Below are 16,663 nucleotides of genomic sequence, written 5' to 3'. Positions count from 1 at the left end.
GCGGGCCGAGGATTTCTTCGATGCGTATTCGCTTGATGAGCGTTGCGCTGGGCGCCCTGACGTTGGCGGCGTGCAGCGACAAGCAGCTCGCGATTGGCAACCCCAACAGCCCGACGGTGCAGGCCGCCGCGGGTGATCCGCAGGCGTTGCAGCTGCTGGCCACGGGACTCACGATCGATCACCGTGGCAGCCGCGCGGGTTTCATTCGTGACGTCGGGACGTTCGGCCGCGAAGCGTTCTTCTACTTCCCGACCGATGCCCGCTACACGTCGCACTACCTCATTGGTATCGTCGTGGGCGGCAAGGCCGTGATCGACCCGTCCGGCTTTGCCAGCGGCGATTGGGGCACGCAGTACAACGCGCTCCGCGACAACTACAACTTCCGCAAGACGGTGGCAGGAGCCAGCCTCTCCGACGCGCAGAAGAATGCGGCGCTCGGCTTTGCGCGGACGTTGGAAGCCGCCGAGTTGCTCGAAGTGATCATGACCCGCGACACGCTGGGCGCGATCACCGAGATCAAGGAAAACGCCGCCGAACTGGCGCCGTTTGTCTCGCGCGATTCCGTGTACAAGTACATCCTCGCGACGTTTGATGACGCCGCGAGCAAGCTGGCCGCCGGTGGTTCGTCGTTCCCGATCTCGCTGCACGCGGGCTACGCGGGCTTCAACACCCCGGCGACGTTCGCCACGTACACGCAGGCCCTCAAGGCCCGCGCCGCGGCGTACTATGCCACGTCCGGCGGCGGTGCCGCCGCGTGGGCGACCGCACTGTCGGCGCTCAGCAAGTCGTTCATCAATCCCGCCGCCACGTCGCGCGCGGCCCTCGATGTGGGTGTGTACCACATCTATTCGAGCGCCTCGGGTGATGCGACCAACGGCCTGAATGCCGCCACGGTCCTCGATCTGTATGCCCACCCGTCGATTCAGACGGATGCGCAGCTGAAGGCCGACGGCAATCCGGACGACCGTTACACGGCCAAGATTCGCACGGCGCCGGTGCGCAACGCGCCGCAGAACCTCGGCATCAGCTCCTCGCTCGGCTATAGCATCTGGGCCAACGCCAGCAGCCCGATGGCCGTGGTTCGCAACGAAGAATTGATCGCCCTTCGCGCAGAAGCGAAGCTTGGATCCGGTGACAACGCCGGTGCCATTGCGGACATGAACATCCTCCGCACGGTCTCGGGCGGTCTGCCGGCCAGCACGTTGACGGCCGCCAGCTCGGCCTCGGCGATTCTGCACGGCATTCTGTACGAGAAGCGCTATTCGACGCTGATGGAAGGCTTCCGTTGGGTCGATATGCGCCGCTACGGCCTGCTCGGCGAGCTCCCGCTCGACTTGCCCACGCACTTTGTGGCCAAGGTCATTCCGATCCCGCAGGCCGAGTGCCTGTCGCGGGCTGGTAAGACGGGCGCGATCGCTGGTCCGGGTTGCTGAGTTCGTTCGTCGTATGATGGGAAAACGGGGCCGCCTTCGGGCGGCCCCGTTTTCGTTTCGCTCACGTCCTGGTAGACACTGGTAGACAGTCGTCCGTTAACCGTTATCCGTTTCTAACAGGCGGAGCGTACAACGGCAGGTACGGATAGCCGAAAAAGGTATACGGTCCACTCGCCGTTGCCTGTACAAAGCGGGGCGCCGGCTATGCCGGCGCCCCGCTCGTTTTGTGCGCTCCGCAGCCTGCTACGAAGCGAACGATCCGAGTGCTCTACCCACATCGCCTTCGCGGAGGCGCTTGAGGGCCCGGTCGCGCAGCTGGCGGACGCGTTCGCGCGTGACGCCGAGCATGGAACCGATTTCTTCGAGCGTGTGTTCGCGACCCCCTTCGAGACCGAAGTAGAGGCGCAGAACCTTTGCGTCACGCGGCGGGAGCGTGTTGAGCGCTTGTTCGATTTCGTCGGTGAGGAAGCGGTTCATCGCTTCTTCTTCGGTGTCCGGCATTTCGTCGGCCACGAAGCGCTCGATGAGCGAGCGATCGCCGTCCGGGTCCATGGGGGCATCGAGGCGCACGTCACCCGTATTGAGGGCGGCGAGCGACTGCACGACGTCTACGGAAAGGCCGGTAACCTGCGCCAGTTCTTCTGGCGTGGGCTCGCGCCGCATTTTTTGGCGCAGGATTTCACTGGCCTTGATGATGCGCGAGAGGTCGGCCGTGCGGTTGAGCGGCACGCGCACGGTACGGCCCTGACGAGCGAGCGAGCTCAGGATGGCCTGACGGATCCACCACACGGCGTACGAGATGAACTTGACGCCTTGGTCGGGATCGAACTTTCGGGCGGCTGTGAGGAGGCCGACGTTGCCTTCACCGATGAGATCGATGAGGGGCAGCCCGCGATTCTGGTACTTCTTGGCGACGGAAATGACGAAGCGCAGGTTGCGCTTGACCAGTTCCTGAAGCGCATCGGCGTCGCCCGCGCGAATTTTGCGGGCGATGTCGATTTCTTCGGTGCCCTTGAGGAGCGGATAGGTGGACACTTCGTACAGGTACTGATCGAGGATGTCGCGTTCCGGCTCGCTAGGGGCAATGCCGGCAGGTGCGGCACGACGACGGCGGGCCTTTGGAGCAAGAGAAGTCACGAGTGCTTTTCCAGGAGGGGCGGGTGCCTTTGCGGGTGCAGCTTTGGCCGGGGCGACTTTCGCAACCGCACCCTTTGCCGGAGCGGCCTTGGAAGCCGGTGCGGATTTGGCCACAGAGACCGGCTTGGCAGCGGCCTTAGGCAGGGCGGCCTTTGACGCGACGGTCTTGGATGCTGCGGTTTTAGGTGTGACGGTCTTGGTTGGCAAGGCTTTAGCTGCTGCGGCTTTGGCGGAAGGAACGGACGCCGCTTTCTTTGCGGAGGGTTTGGCACGGGCAGGCGCGGCAGTCGCCTTGCCGCGCTTTGAGCGCGGAGTCGTCATTGCGGCATCGTCTCCCGAGGTGAGGCGCGGAGGAGCGGGCAGGAATGCCCGCGGAGCGCGCCCGTGTGATCCCCCGCAGTCGGGGGACGAAAAGGACTGAAAAAATAACGCTTTATCACCAAATATTCAACACTTATCACTTGACCCCTCTCCGACACCTGAATAGCTTTTTTGGTTCCTGTCGGTAGCGGCTGGTGAGCGGTTTCGGCTGCTAACCAGTGCTCGCCGCGGCGGGGGCGTAGCTCAGTTGGGAGAGCGCTTGAATGGCATTCAAGAGGTCAGGGGTTCGATCCCCCTCGCCTCCATCGTCCGGCTGCTGACCTTGAGAGCTGCCTGACGTGTGGATCCGGGTGACCTGATAGGAACGCACGGTTCCGTCAGTTCGCTCATTTTGCGGGAATAGCTCAGTTGGTAGAGCACAACCTTGCCAAGGTTGGGGTCGCGGGTTCGAGTCCCGTTTCCCGCTCTGAAGGGCCGTAGGACCAGTATTGAAGAAACGCTGAAGTATCCGGTTGGAAGCCGTTGGGGGTTCAACGCTCGAGGTACCTCCGCGCGTTCCCGTGGCATGATCGGCAACCTCTGTCTTTCGGGGCGGTTAGCTCAGTTGGTTAGAGCGCCACGTTGACATCGTGGAGGTCACAAGTTCGAGTCTTGTACCGCCCATCGCCTCACGGGGTCTTCTCGTGGGGCGTTCGTTTTCTGTGCCACGCATCACCTCTTCCCTGGTTTCGCCATGACCGCTCACCGCTCGGTTTTCGCGCTCGTCCTTGCGACGCTGTCCACCATCGCGCCGCTCGCCGCTCAGCAGCCAGCCGCCGCCCAAGCGGCTGCGGCGGTCTCCTGCCCCATTGAGTTGATGCAGCCGCAGCAGCTTGGCATCGCCAATCTGCAGCGCACCAAGGTCCTCAACGCCAAGTCAGACGCCGAGGCGATCAAGGCCATCCAAGAAGCCACCAAGCTGCTGTTTGACGCGCGCGCCGCGTCGAACGCGCTCGGCCGCGACTACCTGCTGGCGCAGTTCTATGCGCTCGCCATCGAGCATGGTGGCGAAGTGCAGACGCGCGGCGCCCTCGGGCTGCCGGGCGACAAGGCCGCCAACGTTGATCTGCTCGTCGCCTTTGATTCCCTCCTCACGATTGTGGAGAAGGGAAACCCGCAGTGCAAGAAAGACGTGGACGAATGGCGCCAGTACAAGCCGTACATGGCCAACATCCAGAACGCCTACAAGGCGCTTGGCGCGAACAAGCTCGACGACGCCGAGAAGATGGCCAGCCGCGCGCTTATCCTGTACAAGGAAGGCCCGCAGCCGTACGACGTCCTCTGGCGCACGGCCAAGGCCAAGAACAACGCTGAAGGCGTGGTGAAGAACCTGCAGTCCGCCGTGGAAAAGCTCGCGGGCGACACGCTCAACGACGCCGTGCGCGCGAACCTGATGTTCAACCTCGGGCGCGAACAGCAGGACTTTGGTCAGGCCGAAAAGGACCCCGCCAAGAAGCAGGCGTTCTACCGCGGCTCAGCTGCGGCGTACGTCGCCGTGGCCAAGGAATATCCGAGCTCGGAAGAGGCGCCCTTTGCGCTCAACGGCATTCAGATCAATGCCGCGGTGCTCAAGGATGAATCGCTGAACACGCAGGTGCTCGACCTTGTGAAGGGATCGCTCGACAAGTTCAGCGACGTTGCGCTCGCGCAGGCCGGCGTGCTCGCGACGCGTGCCAGCAAGACGCTCGACGCGGTGACGCTCTTTGGCGAAGCCTCCAAAAAGAACCCGTACTCGCGCGACTACCTCTACAACTACGCGGCGATGCTGTACGAAGCGCATCGTCCGTCGGTGATGGTGCCGGTGGTGAAGCAGCTCGTCGCGCTCGACCCGGCGAACCCGGACAACCTCATGTTGTTTGCGTATGCCTACAAGGGGTTCGCGGACACGGTCGGCGTGCAGGTGGCGCGCGTGCAGAAGGACTCCGCGACGCGCTTTGCCAAGGCGGACGTCGCCACCAAGAAGTTGCTGCGTGACTCGGTGGCGTTCCACCGCAACATCCAGAAGGCGCTCATCGACACAGTGAACGCGTGGGGCAAACAGGCCGAGGACATGCCGTATCGTTTGGCCTTCACGTCGGTGGACCGTTTGAAGGAAAAGACGAACGTCGAAGGGGAAATTGAGAACCGTTCGAAGGTGGCTCGCACGTACACCATCGAGCTCGACTTCTTGGGCAAGGACGGGGCGTCGCAGGGGAAGGTGACGGCGACGACGGAGAGCGTAGCCGCAGGTCAGACGGGGAAGTTCAAGGCCGAACTGCCGAAGGGTGGCGTTCTGGGCGTGAAATACGCTCCGTTGCCCTTGAAGTAAGGGTGCCAAACGTCTAACTTTTGATGCTCGCCCCGAGAGGGGCGAGTGAGTTGATGGGCGCTCGTAGCTCAACTGGATAGAGCATCTGACTACGGATCAGAAGGTTCGGGGTTCGAATCCCTGCGGGCGCATCACATGAACGTGCTGGACGAAGACTTTACCGAACAATCGGGGCGTAGCTTAGCCCGGTAGAGCGCCTGCTTCGGGAGCAGGAGGTCGGAGGTTCGAATCCTCTCGCCCCGACTGAAACGGCCACCCCTCATCGTCTGGGGTGGCCGTTTTTTTGTTGGACGGGCGTTGCGCGGCGGATCGCTTAGGGCCGAGCGACTGGTGGCGCGCCTGGCGGTGGGCCGTGTGGCGCGCCCTCTTCCGCGATCGCCACCCACTCACCGAGGTGCAGCGCGCGTTCGACGATGGCGGCCGCGAGCCCCACGCCGACGCCGATGGCAATGGTGGCGACCATCGATTTGTCCTGTGAATTCGGCGTCGAAGCAGAACCCCGAGATTGTGAGACCCGCTCAATGAAGCTGGTGGCGCCGATGCCCATGCCGCCGAATCGCATCCAACTCTTGAGAAATGGGCGTGGCTGCCACACGTCGAGCGACACAATCTGTGTGCGAGACACGGCCAGCCCGTGCCGTCCGACCAGGGAGTCACTGGTCCAGCTCATCACGGTGTCCTCCACAAGGCGGAGGCCGAGGAGATGCACGCGAACTCGGTCGCCGGGTGCTTGTGCTCGCACCGTCGTCGCGCAGGCGACCGATGCGCCCACCGCCAGCATTGCTACGCCACGTCGAACTGACAAACAGCCTCCTGACTTTAGAATGGGTTGCCTGGGCCCAACCGTGGGCGCGGCCTGCGGTTGACCGCCCGATCTTCGATGAACCGGTCGAGTCGCTGTAACTGTTGTGCGTCGAGAAGGGGTGACGCATCCGTGCGAAGTCGCTTCAACTGATCGCGCATCGCCTCCTCGGCGCGTTGCACGGTCGCGCGATTCACCGAATCGGAGCCAAGCAGCAGGGGACGCATGGCGTGCCGCTGCACGGAGTCACGCAGCTGCAGATAGCGTTCCATGTCGATCACAAAACGTGGGAGCTCGCCGGGGGGTGCACCGCCCTCCGGTCCGGGGCCGCGTGGGCGCAGCACTTCGGCCGCACCAAAAGCGCCAATCGCGGCGCCGAGCACGAAGGTGACCGCGATGGCGATGCGGGCTTTGGCATCGATACGCATATCGAGTTACTCCGGGTTCGACACGGCGATGGTGCCGAGTCCATAGGTGTCGTTGAGCGACGATGGCATGGTGCGCGAGGCGTTCGAACTAAACAGCGAGCGCGCGAGCGACTGCCCTTCACTCGTGTGGCGAATATCGAGTACGGCCAACACGAGTGCTGCGGCAGCGGCGAGCGGGAGGAGCCTCGTCGAGAGGTGTGCGACGGCGGCATCAAACGACGCCGTGCCCTGTGCGCTCTCGCGCTGCGCGGCGCGCACGCGTGCCAGTGCGCGCTCGGAAAATCCGGGCGAGAACTGGTCGCGCTGGGGCGCGCTGAGCACTTGCTGCAAGCGCGCGCGATCATCTCGGTTATGGGTCACATGAACTCCGGTCCAAGTGTCACTTTGAGTTTGCTGAGTGCTCGGGTCAATCGACTCATCACCGTGCCCTCGGGGACGCCGAGGAGCGCGGCCGTGTCTCGTGTGGAGCGTTCCTCGAGAATGCGGAGCACCACCACCGCCTTGTGTTTCGCATCTAGAGATTCGACGGCCAAGCGGAGCGCTTCATTCCGCTCGGCGATTTCGACGGATTCCGTGGGCTCCGGCGCGGCGAGGTGCACCGTGGTGTCGTCATCGCTGCCGGTGAGGCGGAGCCAGGTGGCTTGCCGTTTGCGACGGTCCAGAACGTCGCAACAACGGTTGATCGCGATTCGTGTGAGGTAGGAGCGCAGTTGCGACTCGCCGCGAAAATCCTGTTTAGCCTGAAAGAGTCGAACGAAGGTCTCCTGCCCAACGTCGTCGGCATCATCCCCGGGGCCAAGCATGGCTGTCACGACGCGTGCCACCGCAGACTCGTGGCGTTCGACGAGCACGCGGAACGCGGAGTCGTCGCCGTCAGAGGCGCGCTTGAGGAGCTCGAGATCGTCGGTGTGTGGCAGGCTCACAGCTGTTAGACGATTCACGGGTCTGGTCCATTCCATTGTGAAATGAACGGCGCTGTACATCCGTCAAATCGGGAGCGGCTGGCCTGTACGCCAGTCAGGAAGGTACAGCAGATGACTCTCACTGCTCGGCGGGACACGTTATGAACCGCGTTGTTTTTACTCCCCCTCCCAATACCCCGCCAATGGGCCGTCGCGCATGGCGTGTCGGAGCGAACGCACGGCTCCTGCGCATCGGCGCCCGCATGGCGGCAGAGCCCTTGGCGTGGATTATCGCAACGGCGATCGTGGCACGGGCGTGGTTGCTCTTCCGCACGCCGTATGTGCCGGGGGTGAATGGGGCCTACTATCTGGTGCAGGCGCGCGCGCTTCTTGAGCGTGGCGTGTTGGGCATTCCGGACATGCCGCTGACGTTCTACTTCCACGCGGCGGTGGCTTGGACGTTGGCCCAACTGTTTCATTTGGCGTCGACGGACGCGATTGTGTGGGCGGTCAAATGCAGCGATGCGGTACTGCCGCCGCTGGTGGCGTGGCCGGTGTACGTGCTGGTGCGCCGATGGGCGCAGGATCGTGGGCGGGGCGATGCGGTGCCGCTCGCGGCGGCGGCCCTGAGCTGCCTCGCGATGCCGTGGTTCGCCATTGTCGGCGAGTTACAAAAGAACTCGCTGGCGCTGGTTTGGCTCGCGCTCTTGATGATGACGTTGCATCAGTGGCTCCGCGCGCAAACCACTAGGCGTGGGCTTGCCGTGCTCGCCTCGCTGCTCCTCCTCGGGCTCACTCATATTGGGGTGCTCGGCGCGGCGTTAGTACTGCTCGGTACGGTCTTGTTTGTGTATGTCCTTCGGCACGGCAAGCAGGTTGATTGGCGCGTTGCATTGCCGTGGGTTGTCGCCGGCGCCGCTCTCATCGCGCTGTGCTCAGCGCTCGTGATGTGGAAGTTCGACTCGGCACGCATTCAGCGCCTGATCACAGCGCTCTCAAATCCAGGAATATTTGCGACTGACGGCAAGCGACCGCCGGGGCCAATGGCTAGCACCCTGCCGATGGAAATGTTTCTCCCTTGGATCGCCTTTGGCATCGTCGCGATTCCAGCGCTTGTGGTCGCGTGGCTGAAGCGGGCATCGCTTCCCGCCGCCGACGTCGCCGTCGTTATTGGAAGCGCCTCCACTGTGCTTATCCTCACGGGCCCGTGGTTTGGCGGCGACAAGATGATTCGTTTCGCACTGATTGCTCTGATTCCAGCGATAATCGCCGGCGCGTTCGCGCTGGTGCACATCACGAGGCCCTGGGTACGACGACTCACGTTAGGCATCGTGTGGCTGCTCGGCGTTGGCAGTGGGGTCGCGTCGTTGCCTCAATCAGGTCAAGCGGTGCTGACCGATGCCGCCCTAGCAGAACTACGGGGGCTTTCTCCGCTCATTGAGGTGCCAGAGCGCACGCTCATCGTGGCACCGCACGGCGCCGAGTGGTGGAGCGCGTGGTTCCTTCGCACGAGGATTGCGCAGGGGGAGGCGCTCCGAGTCGAAGACTGGGGGCGCTACGACCGGGTGCTATTTCTGACGGTGAAGCCCGGAGCACTGCCCAAGTTGATTGGCCGTGCGCCCCCACCTCCTGGAGGAGGCCCCGGACAAGGCCGCGGGAAGGACCGCGCGCCGCGTTCTGGCGCGGGCGCCCTGCCTCCCAGAGAGCCCGGAATGCCAGCGGAGGCGGTGATCGAGCACGATGGCGTGTACCTGAAGCTTGGCCGCCTCGACGCACCGCCGGATTTCATCCTGCGCGGGAACGGACGTTTTGGCGGTCAACCGCCCACCTGAACGGGATTGTTTTTCACACCGGTTACTGAGCATTCTGAGAGGGAGTCTGTTCCGAGCGCTCTCCTTTGCCTAGTTTGAACCTTTAAAGGTTACGGCTCGCGCTAAAGGTTCCGCCTCCCAAAGGCTCTCACACCGGAGCACCACGCATGCGCAGATTTGCGCTCGCCCGTTCGTCTGGGTTGCCGCGCCGCTCGATCGCCATCACGCTCGCGCTTGTTCTCGCGTTGAGCGGTGCGCGTTCGTTGCAGGCACAAAGCACCGCAGCGACACCCACATACACCCACTCACCGTTCGCGCTCCGCGCCGACTGGTTGCAGGGGAACTCGGCGCTCACGCGCTCAACCATGCCGAGCAACGCGCTGGCGATCGCGTACGAAGGGCAGTATTTCGGCGCGAGCGCTGGCTTTCTGCGGATTGCGCGCGACATGAGCACGGTGGAAGGTGGAACGCTCGGCGTCGAGGCTGGCTATCGCGCTGGTCGGTTTCGCGTTTCGCTCGGCGCCAATGCGCTGATAGGCGTCGCGATGGCCTCCATGGATACCACGGGATACCAATACGTCAGCAGTGGCGGCACAACCGGTCACACGCCACGGTGGGATTATTCGCGCACCTCTGCCAATGGCTTTGGTGGCACGGTGACGATGGAATACGATTTCTTTGAATACCTCGGGCTGCGCGTGACGGGCGGCAGCTGGTCGTTTACCGGTGCGCCACTCGGAAACGAGAAGACTCGCACGACCATTGGCGCTGGGCTGGCCGTTCCCTTTGGTGGGCTGAAGCCTGCCGCCCGGAGGACGCCGTGATGCGCCGCCCGACTCGCGGCCTTCGGGCCTCTGCGCTTGTGGCTGTTGCGATGACACTGGGTTTGGTCGTCACCGCATGCCAAGAAAAACTTCCCGTGAGCCCGTCGACCTTCGCGGCGGTGCTCTCACTGACCGGGCTGCCCGACACGATCGCCATTGGCGACAGCAAGGTGGCCACGGCGGCAATCAAGGACGCCGACAATAATTTGGTGACCGGTCTTAGCTACACGTGGACCGTGAGCGACACGGGCGTTCTCGGACTCGGCGCGTCAGACAGCGCGTTGTACCGCCAGCGCACGTTCGTGGCGAAGAAGCCAGGAATCGCGAACGTCACGCTGAACATGCTGGATGCGCGCTTTGTGATTTCGCCGATCGCCAAGTCGGTGAAGTCGGTGATCTCCGGCATTGCATTCCTGACCGCAAAAGACACGACGATGACCGCCATTGGCGACACGATTGTCGTGCGCGCCACCGGATATGTGAAGAGCGGTGCCACCACGGTGGCTCGTCCGTTGCTCGGTCTCACCTGGACGGTGATCACTGCTGGCGCCAACGCCATCACACAGTCCGGTGATTCCGCAAAGCTGGTGGGACAGACGCTCGGCGTGGACTCTCTCATCATTCGTCATCCGTATTGTTTGGCAGGCGCGCGTTGCGCCGACACCGCCGTTGTGCGTGTGACGCAGACGCTCAAACTCGCGCTCACGTCCAAGGCGCTCTCGGCGTGGAGCTTTGGCGACACGGTGTTCACGAGCGCCACGGTGAAGGATCGTCGCGGACTCGGGCAGTCGGGCACGTATCTGAAGTTCACGCCCAAGACGGCGGCCGATTCACTGATTGTCACTACGACGGCACTGACTGGGCTGAACCAGCCAGCGAACGGATCGATGGCGGTATCGAAGTTCATTGCGCTGAAGAACGGCACGGCGAAGGTGCTCGTGCAGGCGTTCGATGGCTCGAATGCCGTGATTGACACGGACTCGCTCACGGTGACCGTGCGCCAGCTCGCGGCGCGCACGGCGGTGTTCCCGCTTGTGGCGTCGATTTCGCACGGCGATTCGATTCCGCTCAAGGCACAAGCACGTGACGCGCGAGGCACCCTTATTGCCGATGCCACGCTGACGCTCACGCCGGTAGGCGGCACGCTGTCGGGTATTTGGGAAGTCGGGACGGCTGCGACGACGCCCACGAGCAGTAGCGTGTGGGCAGCGGTGAGTGGTGTGGCGTTGGCGGCGAATAACACGGGAGCACCAGCTGTGGTGATTGCGGCGGATAGTGCGCAGATCTCGCATCTCCCGATCATCACGGCGGTTGCGGGATCGGACTCCGCGAAGCACACGGTGAACGTGACGGCGAAGACATTCGCGGGCGCGGTGGTCGCGAGTGCGTGGGTGCGGTTTATTGGCTCGTCGGGGACGGTGGTGCCGGATTCCGCCCTCACGGGATCGCTTGGCACGACGTCTACGCAGTGGACGCCGTCGGGCGTCGCGGGGACGTATCGCTTCACTGCCATTCAGCGGTCAGGTACGACGGCACCGGCGACGGTGGCTGATTCATCGGGCCTGATTTTGGCGCGGCGCACTGTGCGGATTACGAGTTCGACGGCTGTCGCAGGCACTTCAACGCTCGCGAGCAACGACACGCTGCTAGCGGCTGGTGCCACGACGACGTACTCGTTGACGGCAAAGGACACGTATGGCAACGCGGTGGCATCGATTGTGCCGGCGGATTTCGTCGTGACGACAAAGTTCGGCAGCTTTGGAACGTGGACCTGCTCGACTAATGTCTGCTCTGCAACGTATACCGCGGTGACGACGATCAAGCGCGACACGATTGCCGCCACGATCGGTGGCACGGCGACGCTGGGTAGCCCGCTCTACGTCACCACGGTAGCGGCGGCGGCGTCTGCCACGAAGACAACGGCAAGCTACCCGGGCGGCAACGTCGCACAGGGTGCGACGACCACCATCACCGTGACCGTGAAGGATGCGTATAGCAACCCAGTACTAACGGCAGCGATCACTGACTTTGTCGCAACATCAACTACGGGCACCTTCGGGACATGGACCTGTGCGAACACCGGAGTGTGCACTGCGCTGTGGTTGGCGCCGAGCGCCACGAGCGTACCGTCACTCACGATTAAGATTGGCGGCACCAACGTGTCGGGAAGTCCTTTCACGATCAACGTGCCGTAGTAGCAAAGGCTGGATATCAAGAGAGCGGCCCCGCCATCGCATCGCGATGGCGGGGCCGCTCTCTTTCCTCCCCATCGAGCGCCACTATCGCGTCGTGAGCGCCCCACTCAACCGCACCGCAAACTGCTCGCGCGACATCGTCCCCAGCTCGGCAGGCAACACCCCCGCAATGCGCCGCGTGTGCGACACCAGCAAGCGCAAGCGACTGTAGCCGTACGCACTCGCCACATCCGACGGACGCCGCTTCTGCTCCACTATCGGCTCCCACACCTGTGCGAGCCGGGTGGTATCGAGCAACATCGCCGAACCGTTGAGTCCAGCGCGACTCATCCACCGATCAATCGTCCGACGACCGAGCTGCGCGGACTCCGCAAGCTCATCCACCCAGCGCACCCGCTGGCCGGCACTGAACAGGCGAACCGTCGCGATCTGGAGTCGCTCCGGTAGCCCGCGCAACTGCGGGGCGACGCTCGCGAGCAGCATAGCGGACACCGACGGACGGTCGAGTGCCGCCACTTTGCGCCGCAGTTCGTCGGGGCTGTCGTCGAAGTCGCGCAACACCAACTCGTGCGGACCGAGTTCGGCAATCCGCACCACGCGTCGCGCCCCGATGGTGCTCAGGGGCGTGTACACCAGCACGGGGCTTGGCCGCACCGTCATCGCGGCAAGCATCGCTTCAAACGCCGGGTCGGGGATAACCGTGGGGTCGATCACCAGCGCATCGCTCAACCCATCGGCCAGCGCGCGAGTCGCGGCACTGAGGTCCTGCTCGGGGAGCATATAGTGCACGGGCGCCAACGAATGCTCAAAACGTCGCCGTGAATCCGGCGGAAGAACGGCAAGAATACGCATATACATGGGATCGAGGGAAGCGAAAAGCACCGGGGGGAGCCTCGCCGTTGTAAGCGCCTACTGTGCCAGAGTTTGGCGCATGGGGTTGCACCCGTCAAGACCACACTGGTCTTGGTTTTGTCCTTGTCCCGGCATCGGCCACGGGGTAACTTTCTCCTTCCTCTCGGGGGTGGGCCGCGCCAGCGGTCCGGCCGGTTTGGCCAACCACTCTGAGTGTTGTGCGCGCGAGTAGCTCAGCTGGATAGAGCGTCGGCCTCCGAAGCCGAAGGTCGTGGGTTCGAATCCCTCCTCGCGCATGTAGTTCCCCTCCCCTCCCCTTTTTCGCTCCCCTCCCTCCCTCGCGCTGTCGGTTTTCCGCGACGCGCTCCCGCCAGACTTCGTGGACATCTCCGAACTCCGTCGCAAGCCAATTTCCGACTTGCAGCTCATGGCAGAAGGCCTCGGCATTGAGGTCACCTCCGGCATGCGCAAGCAGGAATTGATTTACCAGATCGAGCACTCGCTGCTCGCGACGGACATCGCCCTGCGCGCGGAAGGCACGCTTGAGGTTATGCCGGAGGGCTTTGGCTTTCTGAGAAGTGCCGACTACAGCTACCTGGCCGGCCCGGACGACATCTACGTCTCTCAAACGCAAATCCGCCGCTTCAATGTCAAAACGGGTGACACGATCCGCGGCCGCGTGCGCCCAGCCAAAGCGTGGGAGAAATATCTCGCGCTCCTGCAGATTGAATCGGTCAACGGACTCGATCCGGCACTCATCCTCACCCGCATTCCGTTCGACAACCTGACCCCGCGCTATCCCGACGCGCGCCTTCGCCTGGAGTCGTCCTCCGAGGACCTCGGCATGCGCGTCGTGGATCTCATTGCCCCGCTCGGCAAAGGGCAGCGCGGCCTCATTGTGGCACCGCCGCGCGCGGGGAAAACGATTTTACTCCAGCGTATGGCGAACGCCATCTCCGAGAACCATCCGGAGGTGGAGCTGTTTGTCCTTCTGATTGACGAGCGTCCAGAAGAAGTGACCGACTTTATTGCCTCGGTGCCTCGTGCTGAGGTGGTGAGCTCAACATTTGACGAACAAGCGAGCCGTCACGTGCAGGTGGCCGACATGGTCATCGAAAAAGCAAAACGATTGGTCGAAGCGGGACGCGACGTCGTCATTCTGCTCGACTCCATCACGCGGCTCGCACGCGCACATAACACCGTGACGCCAATGTCGGGCAAGATTCTCTCCGGCGGCGTCGACGCAAAAGCGCTCGAAAAACCCAAGCGCTTTTTTGGCGCCGCGCGGCGCATTGCCGGCGGCGGCTCGCTCACGATTGTCGCCACGGCGTTGGTGACCACCGGCTCGCGCATGGACGAAGTGATCTTTGAAGAGTTCAAGGGCACGGGGAACATGGAACTCGTGCTCGACCGCGAAATCGCCAACCGGCGCGTCTTTCCGGCCATCGATATGCTCAAGTCGGGGACCCGCAAAGAAGAACTGTTGCTCACCGAACTCGAACGCAATCGCATCTTCCTCCTGCGCCATTTTCTTGGCGACATGGCACCCGAGGACGCGATCACCTTTCTGCTCAAGCGTCTCAAACAGACCAAGAACAACGAAGAGTTCTTTGCGCGCATGGCCGAAGGGCAATGATCAACCCCACCAAGCTCGCGCGCTGGATGGCAATCGATCTCGGCGACCGCCGAGTGGGCTTGGCGCTGAGCGATCCCGAAGGGATGATCGCTAGCCCGGCAGGCTTCATCGAGCGGCGGGCAGGAAAGCGTCCCCCGCTCACGGCCCTGCTCGCCAAGGCCAAGGAGCTCGAGGCGCAGGGATTCGTCGTGGGGCTTCCCCTCGATGGCGCCGGCGAAGAAGGCCCGCGCGCTGCGGAAGCACGTCGACTTTCAGAAGAACTCTCCATTCGCACGGGACTTCCCGCCCGCTTGGTCGATGAGCGCTTTACCACCAGCGCCGCGCTGGGCGCGATTGCTGCGATGGGTGGGTCGACGCGCGGACGTAAAGGAGACGTCGACGCCATTGCCGCGACGTTGCTATTGCAGCACGCGATGCGCATGGCCGAGGTTGCGCCACAACCCGAAGCGAACGCAGGAGGAGCCGATGTTGCGTGAATCGTCGTCTCGGACTCACACGCGCCGCGCCGCGTGGTTGGTTGGCGTATTGATGGCCGCGGCACTCACCGCCTGCGGCAGCGCCACCGGCCCTGAAGTGCATCTCACCATCCGGAAGGGCTCGTCGTTCCGTGAGGCGGCAGACTCCCTCGCGGCGCATGGGCTCGTGCGATCGGCGCGCGTCTTTGGACTATATGCGGAAGTCCGTGGTCACGATCGGAAACTGCGCTGGGGCACCTATGTATTGCGCGCGGGGCTTTCGTACGAGCAGCTGCTCGACGCCCTGCGCGCCGGTCGCGGCATTGTGCACTCGATGACGGTGCCCGAAGGCTTCACTATTGCGCAGATCACGCCGCTCTTGGTGGAAGCGCTCGACGTGTCTGCGGATTCTGTGGATGCCGCCGTGCGCGACACCGCGTTGCGCCACCGCGTGGACACCCCTGCCCCGACGCTCGAAGGCTATTTGTTTCCCGACACCTACACCTTTGCGGACCGCACCACGGCGCGCGAAGCGGTGCGGTTGATGGTGGAGCGGTTTGAAAAAGCGTGGAAGCCCGAATGGAATGCACGACTCGCCGAGATGGCGATGTCGCGCAATGACATCGTGACGCTCGCGTCGATTGTCGAGAAGGAAGTGCGGCGCGGAGAAGAACGGCCCGTGGTGGCGGCGGTGTATCTCAACCGACTCAAGGCGCACATTCCGCTTCAGGCCGATCCCACCGTGCAGTACGCGCTCGGCAAGCGCCCAGGGCGCGTGTATTTCAAAGATCTGAGGGTCGATTCGCCCTACAATACGTACCGCGTGGTGGGGCTCCCTCCCGGCCCGATCGCGTCGCCAGGGAGCGCGAGTCTACAGGCTTCGGTATCGCCGGCCAAGGTGCCGTATCGATTTTTTGTGGCGCACCCAGACGGCCACCACGAGTTTCGGCGGACTTTCGCCGAGCATTTGGAAGCGATTCAGATGGTGCGGTCCGCAGCGCGCGTTGATTCGGCTCAGCGGGAAGCGGCGGCGCGGAAAGCGGCGCGTGACTCGGCGACTCGTGCGGTATGGCCGCGCGATACGATCAAGCCCTAGTCGGAGAGGAGGTCCTGCCGCAGGAGCACCGCGTTGCGGAGGTACACATGGCGCATTTCGTGGCGGGCGCGAGCGGTTTCGACGTGGAGCATCACCCGCAGGCAGTGCGAGAGCGCGCCTTCCACCGGAAGTTCTTGCGCGCAGATCAGCGGCACGTCGGTCCAGCCGTAGAGGCGCGCGGCATGCGCAGGAAACTCGCTCACGACATCGGGCGTCGCCGTGAAGAGGGCGCTCACGATGTCGAGCGAGGTCAGATCGTTCTGATCGAGGAGGGCGTCGAGCATTTCGTGCACGGCGAGCCGGATTTCACCCGGTTCGTCGCGATCGACCGTCGTGGCACCGCGCACGGCGCGGACTTTGTAGCGGGACATAGTCGGTATTCTGCTCATTTCCGCACCGCCTGTCCACCATTAGCTTGACCGAA

At 63.5% G+C, this 16,663-nt stretch carries 15 protein-coding genes and 6 tRNA genes; 14 read left to right on the top strand and 7 right to left on the bottom strand.

Going from position 1 to position 16,663, the window contains the following annotated elements:
* Positions 1-20: 20 nt before the first annotated feature.
* Positions 21-1,433 (top strand): RagB/SusD family nutrient uptake outer membrane protein, encoded by a 1,413-nt coding sequence (locus tag NTZ43_11685; GenBank protein ID MCX5767869.1) that lies wholly within the window; start codon positions 21-23, stop codon positions 1,431-1,433.
* A 243-nt stretch (positions 1,434-1,676) separates the two neighbouring features.
* On the opposite strand, the gene NTZ43_11680 is transcribed toward NTZ43_11685, so the two are convergent.
* Positions 1,677-2,891 (bottom strand): RNA polymerase sigma factor RpoD/SigA, encoded by a 1,215-nt coding sequence (locus tag NTZ43_11680; protein ID MCX5767868.1) that lies wholly within the window; start codon positions 2,889-2,891, stop codon positions 1,677-1,679.
* 232 nt (positions 2,892-3,123) lie between these two features.
* Here NTZ43_11680 and NTZ43_11675 point away from each other — a divergent pair.
* The 6 genes from NTZ43_11675 to NTZ43_11650 all read left to right on the top strand — a co-directional run bounded on the left by NTZ43_11675 (position 3,124) and on the right by NTZ43_11650 (position 5,481).
* A tRNA-Ala gene (locus NTZ43_11675) sits at positions 3,124-3,196 on the top strand.
* Between the two features lie 88 nt (positions 3,197-3,284).
* Positions 3,285-3,357 (top strand) — tRNA-Gly (locus tag NTZ43_11670).
* A gap of 123 nt (positions 3,358-3,480) precedes the next feature.
* Positions 3,481-3,554: transfer RNA gene (locus tag NTZ43_11665), tRNA-Val, on the top strand.
* A gap of 70 nt (positions 3,555-3,624) precedes the next feature.
* Positions 3,625-5,238 (top strand): FxLYD domain-containing protein, encoded by a 1,614-nt coding sequence (locus tag NTZ43_11660; protein ID MCX5767867.1) that lies wholly within the window; start codon positions 3,625-3,627, stop codon positions 5,236-5,238.
* A 57-nt stretch (positions 5,239-5,295) separates the two neighbouring features.
* Positions 5,296-5,369: transfer RNA gene (locus NTZ43_11655), tRNA-Arg, on the top strand.
* A 38-nt stretch (positions 5,370-5,407) separates the two neighbouring features.
* Positions 5,408-5,481, top strand: a tRNA-Pro gene (locus NTZ43_11650).
* Between the two features lie 70 nt (positions 5,482-5,551).
* Here NTZ43_11650 and NTZ43_11645 read toward each other — a convergent pair.
* From NTZ43_11645 to NTZ43_11630, 4 genes are read right to left on the bottom strand one after another with little or no spacing between them, the layout of a single operon-like run.
* A complete protein-coding gene (locus tag NTZ43_11645; protein ID MCX5767866.1) occupies positions 5,552-6,043 on the bottom strand; it encodes a hypothetical protein in 492 nt (163 codons plus the stop codon).
* Between the two features lie 14 nt (positions 6,044-6,057).
* Positions 6,058-6,468 carry a hypothetical protein gene (locus tag NTZ43_11640; protein ID MCX5767865.1) on the bottom strand — a complete coding sequence of 137 codons (411 nt, stop codon included), beginning with the start codon at positions 6,466-6,468 and terminating at the stop codon, positions 6,058-6,060.
* Between the two features lie 6 nt (positions 6,469-6,474).
* Positions 6,475-6,828: a hypothetical protein gene (locus NTZ43_11635; protein ID MCX5767864.1), complete on the bottom strand. Its 354-nt coding sequence runs from the start codon at positions 6,826-6,828 to the stop codon at positions 6,475-6,477.
* Complete coding sequence (locus NTZ43_11630; protein ID MCX5767863.1) at positions 6,825-7,391, bottom strand: RNA polymerase sigma factor; 567 nt, start codon at positions 7,389-7,391, stop codon at positions 6,825-6,827. The genes NTZ43_11635 and NTZ43_11630 overlap by 4 nt, the downstream gene beginning before the upstream one ends.
* 182 nt (positions 7,392-7,573) lie before the next feature.
* Between NTZ43_11630 and NTZ43_11625 the strand changes: the two genes are divergently transcribed.
* The 3 genes from NTZ43_11625 (at position 7,574) to NTZ43_11615 (ending at position 12,200) form a co-directional block, all read left to right on the top strand.
* On the top strand, positions 7,574-9,202 hold the full coding sequence (locus NTZ43_11625; protein MCX5767862.1) for a hypothetical protein: 1,629 nt from the start codon (positions 7,574-7,576) through the stop codon (positions 9,200-9,202).
* Positions 9,203-9,348: 146 nt separating this feature from the next.
* Positions 9,349-10,005 carry a hypothetical protein gene (locus tag NTZ43_11620; GenBank protein ID MCX5767861.1) on the top strand — a complete coding sequence of 219 codons (657 nt, stop codon included), beginning with the start codon at positions 9,349-9,351 and terminating at the stop codon, positions 10,003-10,005.
* Positions 10,005-12,200 (top strand): hypothetical protein, encoded by a 2,196-nt coding sequence (locus tag NTZ43_11615; GenBank protein MCX5767860.1) that lies wholly within the window; start codon positions 10,005-10,007, stop codon positions 12,198-12,200. Before NTZ43_11620 ends, NTZ43_11615 begins: the two co-directional genes overlap by 1 nt.
* 84 nt (positions 12,201-12,284) lie before the next feature.
* Here NTZ43_11615 and NTZ43_11610 read toward each other — a convergent pair whose 3' ends face one another.
* Positions 12,285-13,082, bottom strand: a complete 798-nt coding sequence (locus tag NTZ43_11610; protein ID MCX5767859.1) for a hypothetical protein — start codon at positions 13,080-13,082, stop codon at positions 12,285-12,287.
* Between the two features lie 192 nt (positions 13,083-13,274).
* Between NTZ43_11610 and NTZ43_11605 the strand changes: the two genes are divergently transcribed.
* The 4 genes from NTZ43_11605 (at position 13,275) to mltG (ending at position 16,239) form a co-directional block, all read left to right on the top strand.
* Positions 13,275-13,348, top strand: a tRNA-Arg gene (locus tag NTZ43_11605).
* 83 nt (positions 13,349-13,431) lie between these two features.
* The gene (rho, locus tag NTZ43_11600; GenBank protein ID MCX5767858.1) at positions 13,432-14,688 is read left to right on the top strand and encodes a transcription termination factor Rho; all 1,257 of its coding nucleotides are present in this window, start codon (positions 13,432-13,434) and stop codon (positions 14,686-14,688) included.
* Positions 14,685-15,164 carry a Holliday junction resolvase RuvX gene (gene ruvX / locus NTZ43_11595; GenBank protein ID MCX5767857.1) on the top strand — a complete coding sequence of 160 codons (480 nt, stop codon included), beginning with the start codon at positions 14,685-14,687 and terminating at the stop codon, positions 15,162-15,164. Before rho ends, ruvX begins: the two co-directional genes overlap by 4 nt.
* Positions 15,154-16,239, top strand: coding sequence for an endolytic transglycosylase MltG (gene mltG / locus NTZ43_11590; GenBank protein MCX5767856.1), 1,086 nt, complete (start codon positions 15,154-15,156; stop codon positions 16,237-16,239). The genes ruvX and mltG overlap by 11 nt, the downstream gene beginning before the upstream one ends.
* On the opposite strand, the gene aroH is transcribed toward mltG, so the two are convergent.
* Complete coding sequence (gene aroH / locus NTZ43_11585; GenBank protein ID MCX5767855.1) at positions 16,236-16,610, bottom strand: chorismate mutase; 375 nt, start codon at positions 16,608-16,610, stop codon at positions 16,236-16,238. The two genes, mltG and aroH, sit on opposite strands and share 4 nt — an antisense overlap.
* Positions 16,611-16,663: the final 53 nt, after the last annotated feature.

The organism is Gemmatimonadota bacterium, from assembly GCA_026387915.1.
In the GTDB taxonomy this organism is placed as follows: Bacteria; Gemmatimonadota; Gemmatimonadetes; order Gemmatimonadales; family Gemmatimonadaceae; genus Fen-1231.
This window is presented reverse-complemented; position numbering and strand designations above follow the sequence as displayed.